This is a genomic window from Brevundimonas bacteroides DSM 4726 (assembly GCF_000701445.1).
In the GTDB taxonomy this organism is placed as follows: domain Bacteria; phylum Pseudomonadota; class Alphaproteobacteria; order Caulobacterales; family Caulobacteraceae; genus Brevundimonas; species Brevundimonas bacteroides.
Genome location: NZ_JNIX01000003.1, coordinates 35040 through 56956, shown reverse-complemented (window position 1 = coordinate 56956; position 21917 = coordinate 35040). Strand labels below are relative to the sequence as shown.

Annotated in this window: 17 protein-coding genes; 10 read left to right on the top strand and 7 right to left on the bottom strand. The window is 69.2% G+C overall.

The window, feature by feature from the left end:
• Nucleotides 1-94 precede the first annotated feature (94 nt).
• A complete protein-coding gene (locus Q333_RS0101340) occupies nucleotides 95-691 on the top strand; it encodes a hypothetical protein (RefSeq protein ID WP_157072324.1) in 597 nt (198 codons plus the stop codon).
• A 47-nt stretch (nucleotides 692-738) separates the two neighbouring features.
• Nucleotides 739-1140, top strand: coding sequence for a hypothetical protein (locus tag Q333_RS0101335; RefSeq protein WP_029414947.1), 402 nt, complete (start codon nucleotides 739-741; stop codon nucleotides 1138-1140).
• A 7-nt stretch (nucleotides 1141-1147) separates the two neighbouring features.
• On the opposite strand, the gene Q333_RS0101330 is transcribed toward Q333_RS0101335, so the two are convergent.
• Genes Q333_RS0101330 through argB form a run of 6 tightly spaced genes read right to left on the bottom strand, consistent with a single transcriptional unit; the run spans nucleotide 1148 to nucleotide 5349 of the window.
• Complete coding sequence (locus Q333_RS0101330) at nucleotides 1148-1729, bottom strand: demethoxyubiquinone hydroxylase family protein (RefSeq protein ID WP_029414946.1); 582 nt, start codon at nucleotides 1727-1729, stop codon at nucleotides 1148-1150.
• Nucleotides 1707-2240 (bottom strand): disulfide bond formation protein B, encoded by a 534-nt coding sequence (locus Q333_RS0101325; protein WP_029414945.1) that lies wholly within the window; start codon nucleotides 2238-2240, stop codon nucleotides 1707-1709. Before Q333_RS0101325 ends, Q333_RS0101330 begins: the two co-directional genes overlap by 23 nt.
• Before the next feature lie 16 nt (nucleotides 2241-2256).
• Complete coding sequence (locus tag Q333_RS0101320; RefSeq protein ID WP_029414944.1) at nucleotides 2257-2889, bottom strand: exopolysaccharide biosynthesis protein; 633 nt, start codon at nucleotides 2887-2889, stop codon at nucleotides 2257-2259.
• A 5-nt stretch (nucleotides 2890-2894) separates the two neighbouring features.
• On the bottom strand, nucleotides 2895-3752 hold the full coding sequence (dapD, locus tag Q333_RS0101315) for a 2,3,4,5-tetrahydropyridine-2,6-dicarboxylate N-succinyltransferase (protein ID WP_029414943.1): 858 nt from the start codon (nucleotides 3750-3752) through the stop codon (nucleotides 2895-2897).
• The gene (locus Q333_RS0101310; RefSeq protein ID WP_029414942.1) at nucleotides 3749-4426 is read right to left on the bottom strand and encodes a pyrimidine 5'-nucleotidase; all 678 of its coding nucleotides are present in this window, start codon (nucleotides 4424-4426) and stop codon (nucleotides 3749-3751) included. Before Q333_RS0101310 ends, dapD begins: the two co-directional genes overlap by 4 nt.
• On the bottom strand, nucleotides 4423-5349 hold the full coding sequence (argB, locus tag Q333_RS0101305) for an acetylglutamate kinase (protein ID WP_029414941.1): 927 nt from the start codon (nucleotides 5347-5349) through the stop codon (nucleotides 4423-4425). Before argB ends, Q333_RS0101310 begins: the two co-directional genes overlap by 4 nt.
• A 96-nt stretch (nucleotides 5350-5445) precedes the next feature.
• On the opposite strand from argB, the gene Q333_RS0101300 reads away from it, so the two are divergent.
• Complete coding sequence (locus Q333_RS0101300) at nucleotides 5446-7656, top strand: AGE family epimerase/isomerase (RefSeq protein WP_029414940.1); 2211 nt, start codon at nucleotides 5446-5448, stop codon at nucleotides 7654-7656.
• Between the two features lie 118 nt (nucleotides 7657-7774).
• Complete coding sequence (locus Q333_RS17790; RefSeq protein ID WP_051651041.1) at nucleotides 7775-11548, top strand: M10 family metallopeptidase C-terminal domain-containing protein; 3774 nt, start codon at nucleotides 7775-7777, stop codon at nucleotides 11546-11548.
• Nucleotides 11549-11554: 6 nt separating this feature from the next.
• Here Q333_RS17790 and Q333_RS0101285 read toward each other — a convergent pair whose 3' ends face one another.
• Nucleotides 11555-11851, bottom strand: coding sequence for a DUF6471 domain-containing protein (locus Q333_RS0101285; protein ID WP_211249676.1), 297 nt, complete (start codon nucleotides 11849-11851; stop codon nucleotides 11555-11557).
• 123 nt (nucleotides 11852-11974) lie between these two features.
• Here Q333_RS0101285 and Q333_RS0101280 point away from each other — a divergent pair, with 123 nt between their 5' ends.
• The 6 genes from Q333_RS0101280 (at nucleotide 11975) to Q333_RS0101255 (ending at nucleotide 21765) form a co-directional block, all read left to right on the top strand.
• Nucleotides 11975-13798: a type I secretion system permease/ATPase gene (locus tag Q333_RS0101280; RefSeq protein ID WP_051651040.1), complete on the top strand. Its 1824-nt coding sequence runs from the start codon at nucleotides 11975-11977 to the stop codon at nucleotides 13796-13798.
• Nucleotides 13795-15201 carry an HlyD family type I secretion periplasmic adaptor subunit gene (locus Q333_RS0101275; RefSeq protein ID WP_245591448.1) on the top strand — a complete coding sequence of 469 codons (1407 nt, stop codon included), beginning with the start codon at nucleotides 13795-13797 and terminating at the stop codon, nucleotides 15199-15201. The genes Q333_RS0101280 and Q333_RS0101275 overlap by 4 nt, the downstream gene beginning before the upstream one ends.
• Nucleotides 15202-15972, top strand: a complete 771-nt coding sequence (locus Q333_RS0101270; protein WP_051651039.1) for a sulfotransferase — start codon at nucleotides 15202-15204, stop codon at nucleotides 15970-15972.
• Between the two features lie 300 nt (nucleotides 15973-16272).
• Nucleotides 16273-18945 (top strand): beta strand repeat-containing protein, encoded by a 2673-nt coding sequence (locus Q333_RS0101265; protein WP_051651038.1) that lies wholly within the window; start codon nucleotides 16273-16275, stop codon nucleotides 18943-18945.
• Between the two features lie 171 nt (nucleotides 18946-19116).
• Entirely contained in the window at nucleotides 19117-19860 is a 744-nt protein-coding gene (locus Q333_RS0101260) for a class I SAM-dependent methyltransferase (protein ID WP_051651037.1), read from the top strand.
• Nucleotides 19861-20085: 225 nt separating this feature from the next.
• Nucleotides 20086-21765: a glycosyltransferase family 4 protein gene (locus tag Q333_RS0101255; RefSeq protein ID WP_051651036.1), complete on the top strand. Its 1680-nt coding sequence runs from the start codon at nucleotides 20086-20088 to the stop codon at nucleotides 21763-21765.
• The last annotated feature ends 152 nt before the right edge of the window (nucleotides 21766-21917 follow it).

Below are 21917 nucleotides of genomic sequence, written 5' to 3'. Positions count from 1 at the left end.
TCCCCAATCCAATCAACGCCCGTTCCTGACGAAGCGCGATATCGCGAACGCGGTCCGGGGCTCGCTTACAATGGCGGCTTTCGCGGAGGGGATCATGGATCAGGGTTTGACGGCGCCGACACGGGGGGTGCGCATCGCGCCGGAGGCGGTTTGGAAGGAGGTCCGGGCCGACTATCTGGCCGGGCTGTCGGGGCCGGACTGCGCCCGGCGTCATGGCGTCAGCCTGTCGGCGCTCAGGGTACGCGCCGCGCGCGAGGGGTGGCGGCGCGCCGATCAGCCGTGGCTCCCGCCCGTCGCCGACCGCGATCCCTGGGACGAGGGCCGCATCCTGGTGGAGCGCGTCGGCGGGGACCTTCACCAGATCGAGCCGGGCGACCTGGCGCGCGTGGCCTGGGGCCGGCTGACCCGCGCCGTGATCCGGGGCGACGCCGGCGAGGTGCTCCGCTGGCACAAGGTCCAGGCCCTGATGCTTGACGAGGCCGATGAGCTGGAGCGCTTCATCGAGGAGGAGCAGGCCCGCGCCTTCGAGCGCGACGAGCAGCCCTGGCCCTATGCGCCGACCCATCCGGACGATCGCGACGGCATGGACTCCGTGGACTCCATGGACTCCGTGGACTCCTTGCACTCCCTGCATGCCGTGGACGCCTCGGACCCGGCGCCGCCGTCCGGATCGGGCGAAAGCCCCCATTAACCCATGGGGCGCAGCATCGGAGTCTGGATTTCGTCCGGGAGACCGCCATGGGCACGATGATGACGGCCATGACGCGCAGCCGAAGGGACCACTTCGAGCCTTCGGACGCCGATCCGCAGGAGCAGCGGCGCCTGCGCGGCCATCTGGAGCAGATCGACTACACCGCCTTCGTCTCCAACCGCGAGGTCATCCCCCAGGTCATGGGCCTGGGCGCCAGCCACACCGAGCCGGCGGCGTTCCAGCGGCTGGCGGTGGCGGCGGCGTCGGCCCGCGCGCGCTGGATCGCCGAGGCGCTGCGCCTGACCGAACAGGGCCACGCGGTCGCCCCCCACGACGCCGAACGCCTCGCGGCCCTGCGCCAGGTCTATGAGGAGCTGTCGGAGGCCTACGAAGGCCTGCGCCGCATGGTCGAGCGCGGCTATCTGCCCTACCGCGCGGCGGAGAAGTAGGCGGGTCTCAGACCCGCTCGGACACCTTGATGGCCACCTTGCAGCCGGCCTGGATGACGGCGCTCAGCAGGCGATAGGCCGGGGCCTCGCGGCTGCCGTGCTCGATGGCGTGGTCGTGGTGGGCCAGCTCCTCCTCGCGGAACTTCGTCAGTTCGGCGGCGAGGTCCGGATCGCGGTCCTTCAGCTCCTCGATCTGGTCGGCATAGTGCTGCTCGATCACCGCCTCCACCGCCTCGGTACAGGCATGGGCCGCCTTCTCGCCCATCAGGGCCGTGACGGTCCCCAGTCCCGTCGCCGCGATCGACCACAGGGGCAGCAGCGCGGTGGGCCGCACCCGGTGCTGGGTCAACAGGGCGTCGAACCGGTCCTTGTGGACCTGCTCTCCGGCTTTCATCTCGGCCATGTCGGCGGCGATGTCGGCCTTGCCGGGCGCGTTGGCGAAGACCCGCTGCTGCGCCTCATAGATCCTGACCGCCCCGAACTCCCCGGCGTGGTCCACGCGCAGGATCTCCGCCAGCCGTGCTCGCACGGCTCCCCGGCCCGGGCGGGGCAGGGGAATGCGGCGGTCAGTTCCGTGGGGCTCGGGCATCCTTGGGTCTCTTGGCGGCGATCAGGCTGAACCCGGCCAATGCGGCCGAGATCAGGGCGTTCCATCCTGCCATCGACAGGCCGAGGAAGCGCCACGTCACCGCGTCGCACATGACCACCCGCTGCGGCTCGCCGACACCGAGCGCCAGCGACGTCAGGGCCTCCAGATCGGCCGCGCCCCCGCCTCCGGCGCACAGGGCGGGCAGGGCCCACCATTTCATCTCGCCGCCGAAATGGAACCCGGCCGTGATCGCGCCGGTCGCGAAGACCGCGGCCAGCAGGAAGGCCGCGATGCGGGGCGACCCTCGCCGCGACCCGCTGACCAGCGCCCACAGGGTGGCGATCAGGGCGATGGCGACGGCGCCCCAGTAGACCTCCCGCTGCTTGAGGCAGAGGTTGCAGGGGGCCAGCCCCAGCACCCGCTCGCTGAAATGGGCGAACCCCAGCATGGCCAGCGAGATCGCGAGCGCGAATGCGGTCCACCAGCGGGTCAGCAGGCGATAGAGGCTCATGTCGGCGACCCTAGCCCTATCCCGTGAAGCGCGCCATCAGGCCGACGGCCCAGCCCGCGCCGAGGAAGAATCCCCCCGCCACGACGGCGATGGCGGTCGCCCAGCCGACGGCCACAGTCGCGCCCGCCGCCACGAACAGCCCGTCCCTCTGGATCAGGCCGACAGACAGGAGCGCCAGCGCAACCGAAGGGACCGTATTGGTCATGGGGAGCACGATGGTGACGGTCGCCAGGATCATGAACAGCGCCGCCAGCCGCTCGGCGATGCCGGTGGTGAAGATCTTCAAGCGGGGCCGCGACAGTCGCTCCAGCCAGCCCATGCGCTTGACGGCGAAGTCCGCCATCCGGTCCAGCATGGATTTGGACACGGTGCGCTTCAGCACGCCTTCCGGCAGCCAGGGCTCCTCCCGGCCCGCCAGCATCTGGCCAGCGAGCAGCAGGATCGGCACGCCCACGATCTGGGGCACGCCGTAGAGCGCCGGCACCAGGCAGGGGATGGCCAGGATCAGGATCATCAGGCCGAACGCCCGCTCGTCCAGCCGGTCGCGGATCTGGCCGATGGTCAGGCCGTCGGGGCCGGACGCCTCCGCCAGGCTGGCGACGAGGCCGATGAACCCCTGATGCGGGTCGTCTGAGTGGCGATCGGCCATCGGGATCAGTCGCGCAGCAGCTCGTTGATCGCGGTCTTGGAGCGGGTCTGGGCGTCCACCCGCTTGACGATGACGGCGCAATACAGCGACGGCCCGCCGTTCGGGTCGGGTAGGGCGCCCGGCGCCACAACCGCATAGGGTGGAACCTCGCCGCGCGTGATCTCGCCGGTCGCGCGGTCGACGATCTTGGTCGTGGCCGAGATGTAGACGCCCATGGCCAGAACCGCGCCCTGGCGGACGATCACGCCCTCCACGACTTCGGAGCGCGCGCCGATGAAGCAGTCATCCTCGATGATGGTCGGATTGGCCTGGAGCGGCTCCAGCACCCCGCCGATGCCGACGCCGCCGGACAGGTGCACGTTCTTGCCGATCTGGGCGCAGGAGCCGACCGTGGCCCAGCCGTCGACCATGGAACCCTCGTCGACGTAGCCGCCGATGTTCACGAAGCTGGGCATCAGGACGACGTTCTTGCCGATGAAGGCGCCCTTGCGGACGATCGAGCCCGGCACGGCGCGGAAACCCGCTTCCTTGAAGTCGTTGGCGGTCCAGTCGCCGAACTTGTTGGGCACCTTGTCGTACCAGGGACCGACGCCCGGCGCCGGCGAGGACAGGCCCCGGTCGCCGCCGCGTATGATCTCGTTGTCGTTCAGCCGGAAGGACAGCAGCACCGCCTTCTTCAGCCACTGGTGCGTGGTCCAGGTCCCGTCTTCACCGCGACTGGCGACGCGGGCCTGGCCCGAATCCAGCAGGTCGAGCGCGGTCTCGACCGCCTCGCGGGTCTCGCCCCGGGTGGCGGGCGTCAGCTCGGTGCGGATGTCCCAGGCGGCCTCGATGGCGGCTTCCAGAGCGGCGTGGTCGGTCATGCGGCGTCTCGTAAGGCGAGGGGTTCGAGGAAGCTAAGCAGATCAGGCGCGGTCGCGTCGATCCAGTCGCCGCCGGTGCGGCCCGTGCTCTGCAGATGCTCGGCCGTGGCGATCAGGACGGTGGTCATGCCCAGCGCCTTGGCCGGTTCGAGGTTCTTCGGCGTATCCTCGAAAAAGATCGCCCGGTGCGGGTCGATGCCGAAGCGATCCAGGAACCGGCGGAAGGTCGACGGCGCGGGCTTGGGCGTCAGGTCCATGTCCTCGATGGCGAAGACGCCGTCGAACAGGTCGGTGATGCCGATCCGCTCCAGCACGCGCATGGCGTGGCAGCGCGCGCCGTTGGTCAGGACGAAGCGGCGACCGGGCAGGCGGGCGAGCGCCTCGGCCATGCGGGGGCTCGGCTCCAGGCTGTCCAGCGGCACGTCGTGGACCTCGCGCAGGAATTTGTCCGGATCGACGGCGTAGTTGGCCATCAAGCCCGCCAGGGTCGTGCCGTGCTCGTCCAGGAACTGGCGTTGCATCACCCGCGCCTCGGCCTCGGGCAGGCCGACGGCGTCGATCATGAAGGCGTTGATCCGCGCCTGGACCAACCCCATCACCCCCTGCTCGGGCGGATAAAGGGTGTCGTCCAGATCGAAGATCCAGGCGTCGATGTGCGACAGGTCCAGGCTCACGCCTTCACCAGCGTGCCGGCGCCGTATTCGGAGAACAGCTCGACCAGCATGGCGTGGGGGCGGCGCCCGTCCAGGATGACGACGGCCTCGACGCCCGCGCGAACCGCCGCCATCGCCGTCTGCAGCTTGGGGATCATTCCGCCGGACGCCGTGCCGTCGTCGATCAGGGCCTGAGCTTCGGCGACCGTCATCTGGCGGATGATCTGGCCGTCCTTGTCCAGCACGCCCTTGACGTCGGTCAGCAGCAGCATGCGCTTGGCGTTCAGCGCGCCCGCGACGGCCCCGGCAACCGTATCGGCGTTGACGTTGTAGGTCTGGCCGTCGTCCGCGACGCCGATCGGGGCGATGACCGGCACCCAGTCGTCGGTCTCGGACGCGATCAGGCCAGCGATCAGCTTGGGGTCGACCTTCGTCGGTTCGCCGACGAAGCCGAGATCGACCTCGTGCTCGATCAGGCTGTCGGGGTCGCGTTTCGTCCGCGTCGTCTTCTCGACGGTCAGCAGGCCCGCGTCCTTGCCCGACAGGCCGACGCCGCGCACGTCGGCCTCCTTGCCGGCGACGCTGATCCAGTGGGCGATCTCCTTGTTGACGGCGCCGGACAGGACCATCTCGGCGACCGCCATGGTGTCGGCGTCGGTGACGCGCAGGCCGTCGACGAAGTTCGACTTCACCCCCGCCTTGGTCAGCATGGCGCTGATCTGGGGCCCGCCGCCGTGGACCACGACCGGGTTCACGCCCATGAGTTTCAGCAGCACCACGTCGGCGGCGAACTGCTTGGCGACGGCGACCTCGCCCATGGCATGGCCGCCGTATTTGATGACCACGGTCTCGCGATCATAGACCTGGATATAGGGCAGGGCCTCGGCCAGGGTCTTCGCCGTCGCCCAGCCGCGTTCCTCGGATTGCCGTTCGGTCTCGTCCATGCGCGGCTCCCTAGCGAGGGAAGGCGGCGATGTCACGAAAGCAAGCGTCGCGGGAGGATGGTTTGAGCCTTCCGCCGAACCGGATAAGAGGCGGCGATGGCGCTCTATCCCGTGATCCTGTGCGGCGGCGGCGGCACCCGGCTGTGGCCGGCGTCGCGCCCGTCGCGTCCCAAGCAGTTCATCCCGATGTCGGATGCGCGTAGCCTGTTCCAGGACGCGGTCCAGCGCATGGCTCCGCTGGCCGAGGGCGGCGGGAGGGCTTTGGTCGTAGGCGGGATCGCCCACCGCCAGTGGATCCTCGATCAACTGGAGGAGATCGGCGTCGAGGCCCAGGTGCTGCTGGAGCCGGAGGGTCGCGATTCGGCCCCCGCTATGGCCGCCGCCGCCGCCTGGATCGCGCGCGCCGACCCTGAAGGCGTGGCCGCCTTCGTCGCCTCGGACCACCATGTGCCCGACCACGAGGCCTTTCGCGCCGCCGTGCGCGAGGCCGCCATCGCCGCCGGACGCGGCCGGATCGTGACCCTGGGCGTGCGGCCCGACGCCCCGTCCTCGGCCTATGGCTATATCCGTCCGACGGGCGAGAAGCTGTCAGCGGTCGCCGCCTTCGTCGAGAAGCCCGACGCCTCGACCGCCGCCGACTACATAGCCGCCGGTTACCTGTGGAACAGCGGCAACTTCATGGTCGCGGCGCGGACCCTCATGGCCGAACTGGCCGCCCGCGCGCCCGGCGTGCTCGCCGCCGCCCAGGCCGCCCTGCCGGACGCCGACGCAGGGCCGGTGCAGACGCTGGGCACCGCTTTCGCTGGCGCGCCCAAGATCTCGATCGACTACGCCGTCATGGAGAAGACGGCCCTGGCCGATGTGCTCGCGGTCGACTTCGTCTGGTCCGACATGGGGGCCTGGGACGCCATCGCCGCGTCGGGCGAAGGCGATGTGGGCCAGCACATCTTCGAAGATGCCGACGGCTGTCTGGTCCGCGCGCCGGACGGGGTGCTGGTCGCCGCGCTGGGCGTGCGCAACCTGGCGGTCGTGGTGGAGCCCGATGCCGTGCTGGTCGCTGACCTCGCCCGGTCCCAGGACGTCAAGCGGGTGGTGGAGCGCGTGCGCGCCGCCTCGCCCCGGCATCTGGATTTCGCCGCCGAACCGGTCGAGCCCCTGGCCCAGGGCGCGCGCCGCTTCGCCGACTGGCTGAGGCTGCGGGCCCTGCCGCTGTGGGCCACCGTCGGTCTGGAGGACGGCCCGGGCTTCGCCGAGGCCCTGGGGCTGGACGGACGACCGCTGGCTCTGCCGGGCCGGTCGCGGGTGCAGTCCCGCCAGGTCCATGTCTACGCCACCGCCGCGCGGCTGGGCTGGGCCGGGCCGTGGCGGCGCGCCGTCTGGTCGGGTCTGGACGCCCTGACCACGCGGTTCCTGCGCGATGACGGCACCAGCCGGGCGCTCGTCGCCCGCGACGGCACGCCGCTGGACGAGACCGCCCATCTGTATGACCACGCCTTCGTGCTGCTGGGCCTGGCTTCGGCCAGGGCTGCGGGGGCGGATCGGGACGATCTGGAGGCGCGCGCGATGCGTCTGCGCGATCATCTGCTGGCGACGGCCCTGCCCCAGGGGGGCTTCGCCGAGACGGGGTCGCATCCCTATCAGGCCAACGCCCAGATGCACCTGCTCGAGGCCTCCACGGCATGGGAGGGTCTGGGCGACGGCGAATGGGCCGCCCTTTCAGACCGCATCGTCGATCTGGCCGAGCGCCGCTTCGTCGATCCGGCGTCGGGTCGGTTGCGCGAGTTCTACGACGCCGACTGGAACCCGGCCGGCGGCGAGGACGGGCGTCTGGTGGAGCCCGGCCATCAGTTCGAGTGGGCCTGGCTCCTGGCCCGACACGGCCTGTCACGGGGCCGCCCAGAGCTGATCGAGCGAGCGCGAACCCTGTATGCCCGGGGGCGCGAAGGTGTCTCGGAACGCCTGGGCGTCGCCCAGGACGCGCTCAACGACGACGGAAGCCTGCGCAGCGGCCGTGCCCGACTTTGGCCCCAGACGGAGTGGCTGAAAGCGGCTCTTCTGCTGGCCGACCAGTCGCGCGACGGCGAGCGCACGGCCCTGATCGCGGACGCGGAAACGGCGCTGCGGGCCCTATGGCATTACCTGACGCCGGACGGTCTGTGGCGCGACAAGCGCCTGCCGGACGGGACCTTCGTCGACGAAGGCGCGCCCGCCTCCAGCTTTTACCACATCATCGGGGCTTTCGATCAGCTTGCGGCCCTGGGTGGTGAGCCGGGTTTTGAGGGCCTGTCAGGGCTCGATCTGGCCTGAATGTCGGCAGGCGCGCAAACCTCGCGACAAATTGAAGTCGTCAGTCGCCTGAAGCGCGAAACCGTTTCAGAAATGCGGTAGGAAGGCGTCCGGTAGGGCGTGAAAATCGGGGCTATTGATGCCGTTTCGTGAGGGTGCCGGCGCGACGCCGGGGTTTGGCGATGTCGGCGGCTATCCGCTGTGCAGCTGCTGCGGTGGATTTCATGCGGTTTACGAAAGCGGTGTCGTCTCGCCCTTTGACGCCCTGAACGCGGATGATCGCGGCGGGGCGGGCCCCAATGGCAAGACCAGCTTCACTACCGACCAGGCGGCCGCCCAGATCGGCCGCTCCAACATCACTTGGGGCACTGGCCTCGGTCAGTCCGCCAACGTCACCTTTGCCTTCCGCTCGGCGGCACCCACGACCCTGCCGACCGACACCCAGGGCTTCGAGCGCTTCACCGAGGTCCAGATCGGGATCACGCTCCAGGCGCTGCAGGGCTGGTCGGACGTGGCCAACATCACCTTCACCCGGGTGAACGACGGCGACGGCTATTCCAACAACGCCACCATGCTGTTCTCGAACTACACCTCGGGACAGGGCGGGTCGGCGGCCTTCGCCTATCTGCCGGGCTCCAGCGGCGCGACCTCCAACGCCGGTGACGTCTGGATCAACAGCAGCCTGTCGTACAACTCATCGCCCGTGCTGCTGGGCTACGGCTTCCAGGTCCTGACGCACGAGATCGGCCACGCCATCGGCCTGTCGCACCCTGCGGCCTACAACGCGGGCGAAGGTGTGACGATCAGTTACGCCAACGACGCCGTCTATTACGAGGACACCCGCCAATACACGGTGATGTCCTACTTCAGCGAGACCAACACCGGGGGGAACTTCAACTCGGCCTCGGGCGCGCGGCAGTATTCTGCCGCCCCGTTGCTGGACGACATCGCTGCGATTCAGCGTCTGTATGGCGTCAACACGACGACCCGGACCGGCGACACAGTCTACGGCTTCAACTCCAACGCTGATCGCAGCTGGTACTCGGCGACCAGCGCGGCTCAGGACGTGATTTTCGCGGTGTGGGACGCCGGCGGTATCGATACGCTCGACTTCTCTGGCTATGCCGACGCCGCGCTGATCGACCTGCGCCAAGGGGCCTTCTCAAACGTCGGCGGCCTGACCGGCAATGTTGCCATCGCCATCGGCGCGGTGATCGAGAACGCCATCGGTGGGTCCGGCGCGGATCGCCTGATCGGCAACGGAGCCAACAATCGCCTGACCGGCGGCGCGGGGGCCGACACCATCGACGGCGGCCTCGGCAATGACGTGGCGGTCTATTCCGGTAACCGCAGCGCCTACACCATCAGCTTCGACGGCGTGCGCACGACCGTGAGCGGACCGGACGGAACCGACGTCCTCACGAATGTGGAGACCCTCCAGTTCGCCGATCAGTCCGTCGCGACACAGGCCCCGACGGGCGGCCTGAACGTCAGCGGCGACGTCACCGACAACGCCATCGACGGATCGGGCTCCGACGACATCCTGAACGGTCTGGGCGGCGCCGACACCATCAACGGCCTGGGCGGCGCCGACAGCCTGAACGGCGGCACCGGCGCGGACCGGGTCGACGGCGGGGCGGGCGCCGACACCGTCATCGGCGGAGGCGGCAACGACACGCTCGCTGGCGGCGACGGCGTGGATTGGCTGGTGTTCCAGGGCGCGAACGGGTCCGGCGTCTCGGCCAGCCTGGCGGCCGGAACCGCGTCCGGCGGCGACGGTTCGGACAGCCTGTCCGGCTTCGAGAACGTGGCCGGATCGGTCTATTCCGACACCATCGTCGGCGACGGCGGCTCGAACGTCATCGAAAGCGGCGGCGGCGCGGACAGCATCCGCGGCGGCGGCGGCGATGATCGCCTGTCGGCCACCGGCGCTCCCGGCCAGGGCGGAGGCGCCCCCGACATCGTCAAGGCCCAGTCCACGGCGAACGCGACGATCGGCACGGCTGTCAACATCGACGGCGGGTTCGATCTGCTGGCGCGAAACGACGTCGGCAGCTCCACGACCGTCCCGCACGCCACCGTCGTGGCCCGCACCCACGGCGACGTCGAATACTACGCCTTCACCGTCGGGGCCGGCGCGACCATCACCATCGATATCGATGGGGCCACCTTCGACAGCGTGGTCAAGCTGCTGAACGCGGCCGGGACGGAACTGGCCTCGAACGACGACAACAACGGCGACAACGGCGGCGAGCGGACCGACAGCTTCCTGACCTTCACCGTTCAGACGGCGGGCACCTACTACGTCCAGGTCTCGGAATGGTCGTCAGGCTCGGGCTCCAGCCTGGTCACCAAGGCTCCGGCGGCCAACGCCTCCTACACGCTGCATGTCTCCGTACCGAACCACGCGGTCGTGCCGGTCACGCTCATCGGTTCGACGCTGGAGGGGGAAGACGGCAACGACACCCTGACGGGCGGCGCGGGTTCAGACACCCTGTTCGGCGGCGTCGGCAACGACACGCTCCAAGGCGGGGCCGGCGATGACGGTCTGCTTCAGGGCGGCCAGGGCGAGGACACGGTCGATGGCGGCGACGGCAACGACTTCGTCTTCGGGGGCCAGGGCGCGGACACCGTGTCGGGGTCGCTGGGCGACGACTTCGTCCAGGGTAACATCGGCAATGATATCGTGACCGGCGGCGCGGGCTCGGACACCCTGCTGGGCGGCCAGGGCAACGACAGCCTTTACGGCGATGACGCCAACGACCTGATCCTGGGCGACCTCGCCAACGACCAGCTGTTCGGCGGCGCGGGGGCCGACACGCTGCAGGGCGGGGCTGGGGCCGATACCCTGACAGGCGGCGACGGAATCGACATCGCCGCCTACACCAAGACCGTGAACCAGTACTACGTCGAGGCGGTCGCGGGTGGCGGCTGGCGTGTCTATGACGGGGCCGCGGACATCGACGTCCTGACCGGGGTCGAATGGGGCTGGTTCGCCGGCGCGGCGCCGGAAGACATGAGCGTCTCGGCGGGCAAGAGCTTCGACGCCTATGGCTATATGGTCGGCTATGCGGACCTGCTGGCCGCCTATCGGAACAACCCGCTGGGCGCCTATCTGCACTACGTCCAGTCAGGGCAGGCCGAGGGCCGGGTGGCCGACAGTTTCAACGGCCTTGCCTACATCGCGTCGCACACCGACCTGATCGGATCGCTGGGGACCAACGGCAACGCCGGTTCGCGCCACTACGTGCTGAACGGCCAGGCCGAGGGACGCGGCATCACCTTCAGCGCGACCAACTACCTGAACGCCCACGCCGACCTGCGCGCCGCCTTCGGCAACGATCTGGAGGCCGCGACCCGGCACTACATCCAGTATGGCTTCGCCGAAGGGCGCTCGCCGGGCGCCCCGGCCAGTCCGGCGGAGACGATCAGCGTCAAGCCCGTCGCGGAGGCCGACCTGGACGCGGCGCTGACGATCCCTTCGGGCGAAGGTCAGGGCGACGCGGCCTCGGGCGTCAGCCTCGACGGCGGCGATCCGGCCCCAGCCTCCGCGCCGGACGGTCCAGACATGATCTTCGACGTGGTCGGTGAGGCCAGCCTGTCGGTCGCCCAGCGCGCCATCGCGTTCGACAACGCCGACGGTGCTCAGGCGGCCTCGCAGATGGCGTCGGCCTCCAAGGATGACCTGATCCAGGTCTCCCCTCTCGCCGGCGCCGGTGACGAGGATGCGCCCGAGGCCATCCTGGCCGCCAGCCTCTCGTTGCAGGGCCTCAACCGCGCGGCGGGCGAGTTGGAGGCCTCCGACCTGCACGAAGCGCTGCGCTATCTGGAGCGAATGTTCTACGATCCGGCCGACGGCCAGATCGGTCCGGACGGCCGCGCCTGGATCGGGCCGATCGAGTCCCTGGTCTGACGGGCGTCAGTCGCGCCGGGGCGGGGTGATCTGCACCGCCTCGCATCCGGCGGCGATCAGGCATTGCATGAAGAAGGTCGCGGTGAAGGCGCCGCGACTGATCTTGTTGCGCAGATTGGCCTCGGTCTCGGTCACGCCCTGCTGCGCCAGCCGCTCGACCAGGTCGGCGTAGGTCAGGCCGCGCCGCTTCAGCTCCGCCTTCAGGATCGCCTTGACGTCGGCCGCGCCGAGCGCAACCGGCTTCGCCACCCGTGACGGGGCGGGATCGGGCGCTTCAGCAGGGGCGTCAGGCGTGTCGAGCATCGTCGTATCCGCGACCTTTGTCATCAGATACGATACATTTCTCGTTGACAGCAAGCGGTTTCGTCCGCATTCCTCCGCCCGTTCCGTCCGGGCCTGCGTCTGGACCTCTGGATGCATGCCGGAATGACCGCCGCCCACGCCGCCGCCAAGAAGGACACGCTGCTGACCGCGGCGATCAGGAACGGGCGCACGGCCATCATGGTCGCGGCCCTGTTCAGCCTCGTGACCAATGCGCTCTATCTGGCGCTGCCGATCTTCACCAACCAGGTCTATGGGCGGGTCCTGTCCAGCGCCAGCATGGCGACGCTGATTGTGCTGACGGCAGGCACCCTGTTCGTCTTCCTGATCTCCAGCCTGATCGACTTCTATCGGGCGCGGGTGCTGATGAACTTTGGCGTCTCCTTCGACCAGCAGGTTTCCAGCCACGTCTTCGCCGCACTGTTCGACGGCGTCACCCGGCGCGAGGGCCAGGTCGGCTCCCAGGCCCTGCGCGATCTGGACCAGTTCCGCTCGGTCGCCACGGGGAACGGCATCACCACCCTGTTCGACCTGCCCTGGCTGCCGCTTTATCTGACCGTCCTGTTCGTGATCGACGTCTGGGTCGGGGTGCTGACCCTGATCGGCGCGATCGTGCTGGCCTTCCTGGCCATCATGCAGGACCGGGCCAGCCGCCCGGCGCTGCGCCGCACCAACGACGCCGCCATCAAGAGCTATGGATTCACCGAGGCCGGGCTACGCAACGCAGAGGTCGTGCGCGCCATGGGCCTTCTGCCCCACATCGGCAGCCAGTGGATGAAGCACCGGCAGGAGGCGCTGGATCACGGCGTCGACGCGGGCAAGGCGTCCGAGGTCTGGTCCAACGCCATCAAATTCGTGCGCATGGCCATTCAGGTCGGGGTCATCGCGCTGGGCGCCTATCTGATCCTCGAGGGCCGCATCGGCGCGGGCATGCTGTTCGCCAACATGATCCTGTCGTCGCGGGCGCTCGCCCCCATCGAGCGCGCCGTCGGCACCTGGCCCCAGCTGGTCGCCGCCGCCCAGGCCTATGAGCGGCTCCAGGCCCTGTTCTCGCAATACAAGCCCACCCAGCCCGGCACTGCCCTTCCCCGTCCCAAGGGCCAGCTCAGCGTCGAGGGCGTCAGCTTCGGCGCCCCGGGCAGCCCCCGCCTGATCCTGACCGGCCTGACCTTCGCGGTCCCGGCCGGAACCTTCCTCGGCATCGTTGGCCCTTCGGGCGCCGGCAAGTCGACGTTGGCCCGTCTGCTGGTCGGTGTCTGGCCGCCGCTGGCGGGCTCGGTCCGGCTGGATGGATCGGATGTGTTCGGCTGGTCTCGCACCGACTTCGGGGCCCACATCGGCTATCTGCCTCAGGACACTGAGCTGTTCGCCGGCACGGTGCGGGACAACATCGCCCGTTTCATGCCCGACGTCACCGACGCCGAGGTCATCGCCGCGGCCCAGAACGCGGGCGTGCACGAGATGATCGTGCGCCTGCCCAACGGCTACGACACCGAGCTGGGCGGCCAGGGCGGCGTCGTCCTGTCGGTCGGCCAGCGCCAGCGCGTCGGCCTGGCCCGGGCCATGCTGCGCGATCCCGCCTTCATCGTGCTGGACGAGCCCAACGCCAACCTCGACGCCCAGGGCGAACAGGCCCTTCTGCTGGCGCTCAAGAAGATGAAGGCCGCCGGCACGACCGCCGTGGTCATCTCCCACAAGCCTTCGATCCTGGCGGACGCCGACATGCTGGCGGTGATCCGCGACGGCAAGATGGACGCCTTCGGGCCCAAGGCCGAAGTCATGGCCCGCCTGGCCGCGAACAACGCGGCCCAGCCCCAGCCGCAGACGTCGCCGACTCCGGCCAACCAGTCGCCGGTCCCCGCCGACACCGCCGCCAAGGCCATCGCCGCCACCGCCACGCCCGCCCAGTCCTCCGGAGGCGCCCGATGAAGACGCTGCTCTCCCGCTTCAGCTGGGCCGAGGTCCGGCGTTTCTTCCTCGAGGACGCGCCCGCCCCGGTTCCCGCCTTCGGCACGACCGCCACCGCGCCCGCCGCCTCGCGCGAGACCAAGGCCCGAATCCGCCGCCCCATGATGGCGGGCCTGGCCATCATCGCCGTCTGCGTCGTCGGCCTGGGCCTGTGGGCCAGCTTCGCCCCGATCTGGAGCGCCGTCATCGCCCCGGGCCAGGTGCGCGTCGAATCCAACCGCCAGACGCTCAAGAGCCGCGAGGGCGGCGTCGTCCGCGCCATCAACGTCCGCGAGGGCCAGTCCGTCCGCGCCGGCCAGGTCCTGATCCAGCTCGACGACACCGTGGCCAAGGCCCAGCTGGAGGTCCTGACCAACCAGTACGACGTCGCCCTGATGCAGCACGCCCGCTTCACCGCCGAGGCGACCGGGCAGCGCGGCCTGATCATCCCCGCCGAACTGCGCGAGCGCATGAGCGACCCCCGCGTCGCCAACACCGTCAATAACGAGAGCCTGCTGTTCACCACCCGGCTGCAAGCCGTCGACGGCCAGAAGGCCATTCTGGACCAGCGCCTGCTCCAGCTCGAATCCGCCCGCTCCGGCCTGAACCTGCAGGTCCAGTCGATCGACGAGCAGATGCGGCTGATCGGCGAGGAGCTGGCCGGCTACCAGACCCTGTACGAGCGCGGCTTCGCGCCCCGCACCCTGATCCTGGCGCGTCAGCGCACCCTCGCCGAACTCGGCGGCCGTCGCGGGAGCCTGCTCGCCGACATCACCCGCAACCAGCAGCAGGCCGGCGAGACCCGGCTCCAGCTCGCCCAGATCATGGAGCAACGCCGCGCCGAGGCCGCCACCGGCCTGAGAGACGCCGAAACGCGCCTGTCCGACGTGCGCCCGCGCCTGGACGCCGCCCGCGACAGCCTGGCCCAGACCCGCGTCACCGCCCCGGTCGACGGCTATGTGCTGAACCTGACGCAGTTCACCGTCGGCGGCGTGGCCCAGCCGGGCGAGCCCCTGATGGACGTGGTCCCCTCGGGCGTGCCCTTGATCGTCGCGGTCCAGATCCGCCCCTCCGACATCGACGAGGTCCGCGCTGGCCTGATCGCCTCGGTCGACCTGACCGCCTATGCCCGCCAGGACATGCCCAAGCTGGACGGCGAGGTCGTCACCGTCTCGGCCGACGCCCTGACCAACGACCAGGGCCAGTTCTACTTCACCGCCGAGATCCGCATCGAGCCGTCGGAGCTGGAGAAGCTGCCGGAAGGCGTGGCGCTCAGCCCCGGCATGCCGGTCCAGGCCTCGATCCGCACGGGTCGCCGCACCATCATGGCCTATCTGATCGGGCCGATGGGCTCCATGATCGGCAACAGCCTGCGAGAGAACTAGGTGGGCGAGCAGGTCGGCTTCCTCATAGCCGGCGTCCAGAAGGGCGGCACCACGGCCCTGTTCGACTACCTGGTCGCCCACCCCGACCTGTCGATGGCCCCGGAGAAGGAGGTCCACTTCTTCGACGACGAGGGCCCCGGCTCGCCGGGCCGGGACGGCGAGGGATTCGGCGTCGACTGGTCGGCCCCGGACGACGCCGCCTACCACGCCCGCTTCGCTCCGGCGGACGGACGGCTCCGGGGCGAGGCCACGCCTATCTATCTCTACTGGCCGCCCAGCCTGCCCCGCATCGCCGCCTACAACCCGGCCATGAAGCTGATCCTCGTCTTCCGGGATCCGGTGGAGCGCGCCTGGTCCCACTGGCGCATGGAGCGGGCCAGGGGGGTGGAGCCCCTGTCCTTCTCCGAATCCATCCGCGCGGGCCGGTCCCGTGTCGACGATCCGGCCGCGCCCGGCCATCACCGGGTGCATTCCTATGTGGAGCGTGGCTTCTACGGCGCACAAGTCACGCGCCTGCTTGGGTTTTTCCCCCGTGGGCAGGTATTCTTCGGCGACACTCGCCTGCTGCGCGCGGACCCGTCGTTGTTTCTCCGCAACGTCTGTGAATTTTTGGGCGTCGATCCGATGGCCGATGTGCGACCGCTGGAAAGTCACGTCGGCAGAACAGACGGCGAGTTCGCTGAAATGCGGTCAGACGATCTTGTGTATTTGAGAACACTCTACGCCGACGATCAGCAAGACTTCAGACTCCTGACAGGCATCGCGTTCTGACCGATTGACCCTGATCTGGTCCGACCGCAGGCGATCCCGCCTCGAAATCTGACCGTCAGCCAGCTTGACAGGCCATTGGCAAACCGGCGGCGTGGATATTCGGTCGTGGATTGTGTGCGACATCTGGAAAGACCGGGGGTCGCCCGGTCGCGGCACTGATCTTCCCCCGCCGCCGAACCGGCTTGCAATCTCTACCGCCTTGGTTACAAGCGCCGAAGGGCGGGCTTGCGCTTAGACGTTCTCCATGGTGGGGGCGGACGACGGCGGACCACGGTCTGTGACACTTTTTGGAGAACCTTAATGGCCAATCTTGACTTCCGGACGGCGACGCAGGCGCAAGCCACCGCCTACACCGGCGACGGTGCTGGCACCGACGTCATCTTCTTCTCGAACGGCACCGCCACCGGCACGGTCATCACCGTGAACCCGGCCCTCGGCGCTGATCCCGAGACCATCACCATCGCCAACCCCGGCACCGGCACGACGTCGCTGAACTTCTCGCGCGCGGCCGTCTCGGGCGTGAACTCCTTCCAGTTCGCCGACGGCACCATCCTGATCTACGGCGCTGCCGCCTCGGAAAGCCTGGACGGCGACGCCTTCGCCGACCTGCTGTTCGGCAACGACGGCGACGACACGATCACCGGCAACAACGGCGACGACCAGATCTTCGGCGGTAACGGTGCCGACTCGCTGGTCGGCGGCGAAGGTTCCGACCTGCTGCAGGGCAACCTGGGCAACGACGTCCAGCTGGGCGGCAACGGCAACGACTTCATCTTCGGCGGTCAGGGCGACGATAACCTGAACGGCCAGAACGGTGACGACTTCGTCCAGGGCAACTTGGGCGCCGACACCATCTCGGGCGCCAACGGCAACGACACCCTGGTCGGTGGCCAGGGCGCTGACACCGTGTTCGGTGGCGAAGGCGCGGACCTGGTGTTCGGCGACCTCGGTGCCGACTCGCTGTTCGGCGACAACGGCAACGACACCATCCAGGGCGGCGAAGACGCCGACACCGTGACCGGCGGCAACGGCGACGACGTTCTGAACGGCGGCAACGGCGCTGACTCGATCCAGGGCAACAACGGCAACGACAACATCGGCGCCGACAACGGCGACGACAGTGTCGACGCGGGCCTGGGCAACGACGTGGTCGCGGGCGGTGAAGGCAACGACACCGTGCTGGGCAACAACGGCGCCGACTCGATCGACGGCGGCAACGGCAACGACAGCCTGCTTGGCGGTGACGACTCCGACCAGATCCTGGGCGGCAACGGCAACGACGTCGTCGAAGGCGGCGCTGGCGGTGACAGCCTGCTGCAAGGCGGCCAGGGCGAAGACACTGTCCTCGGCGACGCCGGCGACGACTTCCTGTTCGGCGGTCAGGGCAACGATCAGCTCAACGGCGGCGACGGCAACGACTTCGTTCAGGGCAACCTGGGCAATGACCTCGTGATCGGCGGCCTCGGCAACGACACCGTGATCGGTGGCCAGGGCAACGACGAGCTGCAGGGCGGCGACGGCGACGACCAGCTGTTCGGCGATCTGGGCGAAGACACCCTGTTCGGTGAACTCGGCAACGACACCCTGACGGGCGGTGCCTCCAACGACACCATCCTGGGCGCCGACGGCAACGACGTGATCCTGGGTGGCGACGGCAACGACCAGATCCAGGGCGACGCTGGCAACGACCAGATCAACGGTGAAGCCGGTAACGACAACATCACCGGCGGCCTCGGCAACGACCTGATCGGTGGCGATGACGGCAACGACACCATCGGTGCCGACGACGGCAACAACACCGTCAACGGTGGCAACGGCCAGGACAACATCACGGCCGGCACCGGCAACGACGTCATCGACGGCGGCGCCGACAACGACACCATCTCGGCTGGTGACGGCAACAACAACATCACCGGCGGCACGGGCAACGACGACATCACGTCGGGCGCGGGCAACGATGTGGTCTCGGCCGGTGACGGCGAAGACACCATCTCGGCCGGTGCGGGCGCCAACAACCTGGCTGGCGGTGCCGGCAACGACAGCATCACCGCTCTGGCTGGCGCTGACACCATCTCCGGCGGCGACGGCAACGACACGATCGGTGCGGGCGACGGCGCCAACAACGTCTCGGGCGGCAATGGTGACGACTCGATCACCGCCGGTTCAGGCGCTGACACCATCGCGGGTGATGCCGGCAACGACACCATCATCGGCGGCGACGGCCTGAACGTCCTGTCGGGCGGTGACGGCAACGACTCGATCACCGGCGGCGCGGTCGGCGACAACATCCAGGGCGGTGAAGGCAACAACACCGTCGTCTCGGGTGACGGCGCGGACAGCATCACCACCGGCTCGGGCAACGACTCGATCGACGGCGGCCTCGGCGCTGACGCTGTGTCCTCGGGCGCTGGCAACGACACCGTGATCGGCGGCGTGGGCGCCGACTCCATCTCGGGCGGCGACGGCAACGACGTCATCGACGGTGGTGACGACGCTGACGCCATCTCGGGTGGCGCGGGCGCCGACAGCATCGTCGGCGGCGCGGGTGACGACAACCTCTCCGGCGGCGACGGTGCGGACACCGTCATCGGCGGCGTGGGCGCCGACACCATCTCGGGTGGCGCTGGCAACGACCTGTTCGTCATCGCAACCGGCGATACGGGCATGACCGAAGCCACGGCCGACCGTTACCTCGACTTCACGGCCGGGGACGTGTTCGACCTCAACGGCGCTCCGATCACGGCGACCAACTACGCCGAGACGACGCAGGCCGACTTCGCTGCGGCTCTCACCGCCGCCAACGGCACGTTCAGCCTCGCCGGCAACGACGTGACGGTGGTCGTGGTGGCCCTGTCGGACGGCTCGGGCGCCTGGGTCTTCACGGCCCTGGACGCTGCGGCGGTCACCGCCAACGGTGCCTTCTTCGTCACCGGTGGCACGCTCGCCAACCTCGACTTCTCGAACTTCATCTAAGAAGTCCGCGACCTTCGAGGTCAGACCAAAGTCTGGGGCCGCTCCGAAAGGAGCGGCCCCTTTCTTTTGCGCGCCGGGCTGGGCCGGGCCGCTCGGCCCGACACCCCACACCCTTGATCCCAAGCGTCGGCGCGGGCACGACTCGGACAGTAAGCCCCGAGGAACCCGCCCATGATCCGCCCCGGCAACGCCCTGCTCGACGCCTTCATCGCTGGCCCCGACCGGGCGGTGCAGAAGTGGATCGACTATTTCGACGCCTATGACCGCCTGCTGACGCCCTGGCGCGGCCGCGACCTGACCTTCCTCGAGATCGGCGTCCAGAACGGCGGCAGCCTGATGATGTGGCGCGACTACCTCGGCCCCCAGGCCCGCATCATCGGCGTCGACGTCGACCCGAACTGCCGCGCCATGACCAAGCACGGCTTCGAGATCTGGATCGGCGACCAGGGCGACCCGGCCTTCTGGGACCAGTTCAAGGCGGCGGTGCCCTCCATCGACGTCGTGCTGGACGACGGCGGCCACACCATGCGCCAGCAGCTGGTCACCTTCGACGCCCTGTTCCCGATCGTCTCGAACGGCGGCCTGTTCATCGTCGAGGACACCCACACCAGCTATTTCCCCAGCCACGGCGGCGGCGCCCCCGGCCACCCCGGCACCTGGATGGGCAAGGTCAAGGACCTGATCGACCAGATGCACGCCTGGTATCACGCCCCCATCGACAAGGCCGATCAGGTCATGGCGGCCGTGACCATTCCCTCCATCACCATCTTCGACAGCCTGGTCGCCATCGAGAAGCGCCGCCGCTCCCCGCCGATCGCGCTCGCCCGCGGCGACGGCGGCCACCAGAAGAACCCGCCCGCCATGGACTACATCGCCATGCGCCGCGCGCTTCGCGTCCCGGATCAGGGTGTCTGACGCCTACGTCCGGAACTGACGCAGGCCTACGCTATACATCGCCGGTCTGCGGGCGGGCCGGCCCGCGGGCCCGTCCAGCGTCGCTGGACTCCATGTACGCCTTGGACGACTCACGCGCCTTGCACTCCTTGGACGACTTGCACGCGCCATCGTGGCTCTTCCGCCCGTCGCGGCCACGCTCTAGACAGGCCCGGCAAGCCGGGCAGGGGAGGCCCGACATCGTCCATGTCCGACGTCGCCATCTATCTGAATCCAGAGGCCTTCGACACCAAGGGCCGGGCCCTGATGGGGCGTCAGTCCGCCGGCGAGAGCTTTCTGCGCGGCTATCTGCGCCACTCTCGCGCCAGCCAGTGGGCCTTCTGGAACGTGGCCAACCGCAAGCCTGAAGCGCTCGCTGAAATGCTGGCCGAGCTCGCGGACATCAACCGGCCCGTCACTTGGATCCCGCGCCACGATCGCCCCGGCCTGGCCCGCGCCGGCAACGTCCACCTGCCCCAGCCCAACGTCGCGCGCGAGGGCTGGCGGCGGAACATGGCGGGCTTGCGCCGCGGTTACGGCGTCAGCGGCATCACCCATACGACGGCGTCGATGGACATCATGGATTCCATCGCCGACCTGATGACGGCGCCGGTCGATCCCTGGGACACCCTGATCTGCACCTCCACGGCGGTCCGGGCCAGCGTCGAGGTCGAGCTCGAAGCCGTCCGCGTCGACCTGGAAGAGCGGCTGGGAGCCACCCGCGTGCCGACGCCCAGCCTGGTCACCATCCCGCTCGCCATCAACACCGAGGATTTCTCCACCACGCCCGAGCAGAGGAAGGCCTGGCGCGAGCGGCTGGACATCCCCGACGACGCAATCGTCGTCCTCTACATGGGCCGCTTCAACGCGGCGGTGAAGATGAACCCGCTTCCCATGGCCCTGGCCCTGGAAACGGCGGCGCGCCGGACGTCGAAGCAGGTCTTCTGGGTCCAGGCCGGCTGGGCCACCAGTGAGGAGAACGGCCGCACCTATCACGACGAATGCCGGGCCCTGTGTCCCTCGGTCGGCTATCGCGAGGTCGATGGCCGCGAGGCCGGCACCCGCTTCTCCATCTGGTCGGTCGCCGACCTGTTCATCTCGCTGTCGGACAACATCCAGGAAACCTTCGGCCTGACGCCTCTGGAGGCGATGGCCGCCGGTCTGCCCGGCGTGGTGTCGGACTGGGACGGCTATCGCGACACCCTGCGCCACGGCGTCGACGGCTTCCGCGCCGCTACCTACGCCCCGGCCTCCGGGGCCGGGCGGGATCTGGCTTATCGCCATACCAACGACTGGATCGGCTATGACCTGTATGTCGGCGCCGCCAGCCAGGTGATCGCTGTCTCCGTCGACGAAGCCGCCCAGGGGCTGCTGGACCTCATCGAAAACGACGACCTGCGCCGCCGCATGGGCAGGGCGGCCCAGGCCCGCGCTCGCTCCCTGTTCGACTGGTCCGCCGTCATCCCCCAGTACGAGGCTCTGTGGGACGACATGGCCGCCCGCCGCGCGGCGGCTGGGCCTGCGCCCTCCTATCCCCGCAACGTGTCCCCCAATCCGCGCCGGCTCGACCCCTTCCACCTGTTCGGGGGCTACGCCACCGAATGGTCCAGCCCCTCCACCATGCTCATGCTGACGCCGGGCCGGACGGCCGAAGACGTGAAGGCCCTCTTCGCCACCAAGCTGGCCACCTTCGGCGGCTTCGTCGGCCCTACGGAAGCCGAGGCTCTGGCGATCGTCGAGCGGCTGTCGGGCGGTTCCCAGCGCGCCATCCGCGACCTGGTCGCTGATACGCCTGCCGGACGACGTCCCTTCCTGGAACGCGGCCTGTTGTGGATGGTGAAGTACGACCTGCTGACGCTCTTGCCGCGCGGGGCCCACATCGGCTGAACGCGCGGGCCGGAAATGCAATCGGCCGGGCCCCCCGCTTTGGCGAAGAACCCGGCCGAAGTGACACAGCCCGCTGGAGAACAAGCCGAAGCCGATAGATGCCACAAGCCAAGCCGCTGTGAAAGGCCAATCCCCGTCCGAATCGCCGTTTT

Excerpts from the sequence above, each read along its gene's own strand:
- Q333_RS0101340 (WP_157072324.1), top strand. The coding sequence starts at position 95 with ATGGATCAGGGTTTGACGGCGCCGACACGGGGGGTGCGCATCGCGCCG.
- Q333_RS0101335 (WP_029414947.1), top strand. The coding sequence starts at position 739 with ATGGGCACGATGATGACGGCCATGACGCGCAGCCGAAGGGACCACTTC.
- Q333_RS0101330 (WP_029414946.1), bottom strand. The coding sequence starts at position 1,729 with ATGCCCGAGCCCCACGGAACTGACCGCCGCATTCCCCTGCCCCGCCCG.
- Q333_RS0101325 (WP_029414945.1), bottom strand. The coding sequence starts at position 2,240 with ATGAGCCTCTATCGCCTGCTGACCCGCTGGTGGACCGCATTCGCGCTC.
- Q333_RS0101320 (WP_029414944.1), bottom strand. The coding sequence starts at position 2,889 with ATGGCCGATCGCCACTCAGACGACCCGCATCAGGGGTTCATCGGCCTC.
- dapD (WP_029414943.1), bottom strand. The coding sequence starts at position 3,752 with ATGACCGACCACGCCGCTCTGGAAGCCGCCATCGAGGCCGCCTGGGAC.
- argB (WP_029414941.1), bottom strand. The coding sequence starts at position 5,349 with ATGGACGAGACCGAACGGCAATCCGAGGAACGCGGCTGGGCGACGGCG.
- Q333_RS0101300 (WP_029414940.1), top strand. The coding sequence starts at position 5,446 with ATGGCGCTCTATCCCGTGATCCTGTGCGGCGGCGGCGGCACCCGGCTG.
- Q333_RS17790 (WP_051651041.1), top strand. The coding sequence starts at position 7,775 with ATGCCGTTTCGTGAGGGTGCCGGCGCGACGCCGGGGTTTGGCGATGTC.
- Q333_RS0101285 (WP_211249676.1), bottom strand. The coding sequence starts at position 11,851 with ATGCTCGACACGCCTGACGCCCCTGCTGAAGCGCCCGATCCCGCCCCG.
- Q333_RS0101280 (WP_051651040.1), top strand. The coding sequence starts at position 11,975 with ATGACCGCCGCCCACGCCGCCGCCAAGAAGGACACGCTGCTGACCGCG.
- Q333_RS0101275 (WP_245591448.1), top strand. The coding sequence starts at position 13,795 with ATGAAGACGCTGCTCTCCCGCTTCAGCTGGGCCGAGGTCCGGCGTTTC.
- Q333_RS0101265 (WP_051651038.1), top strand. The coding sequence starts at position 16,273 with ATGGCCAATCTTGACTTCCGGACGGCGACGCAGGCGCAAGCCACCGCC.
- Q333_RS0101260 (WP_051651037.1), top strand. The coding sequence starts at position 19,117 with ATGATCCGCCCCGGCAACGCCCTGCTCGACGCCTTCATCGCTGGCCCC.
- Q333_RS0101255 (WP_051651036.1), top strand. The coding sequence starts at position 20,086 with ATGTCCGACGTCGCCATCTATCTGAATCCAGAGGCCTTCGACACCAAG.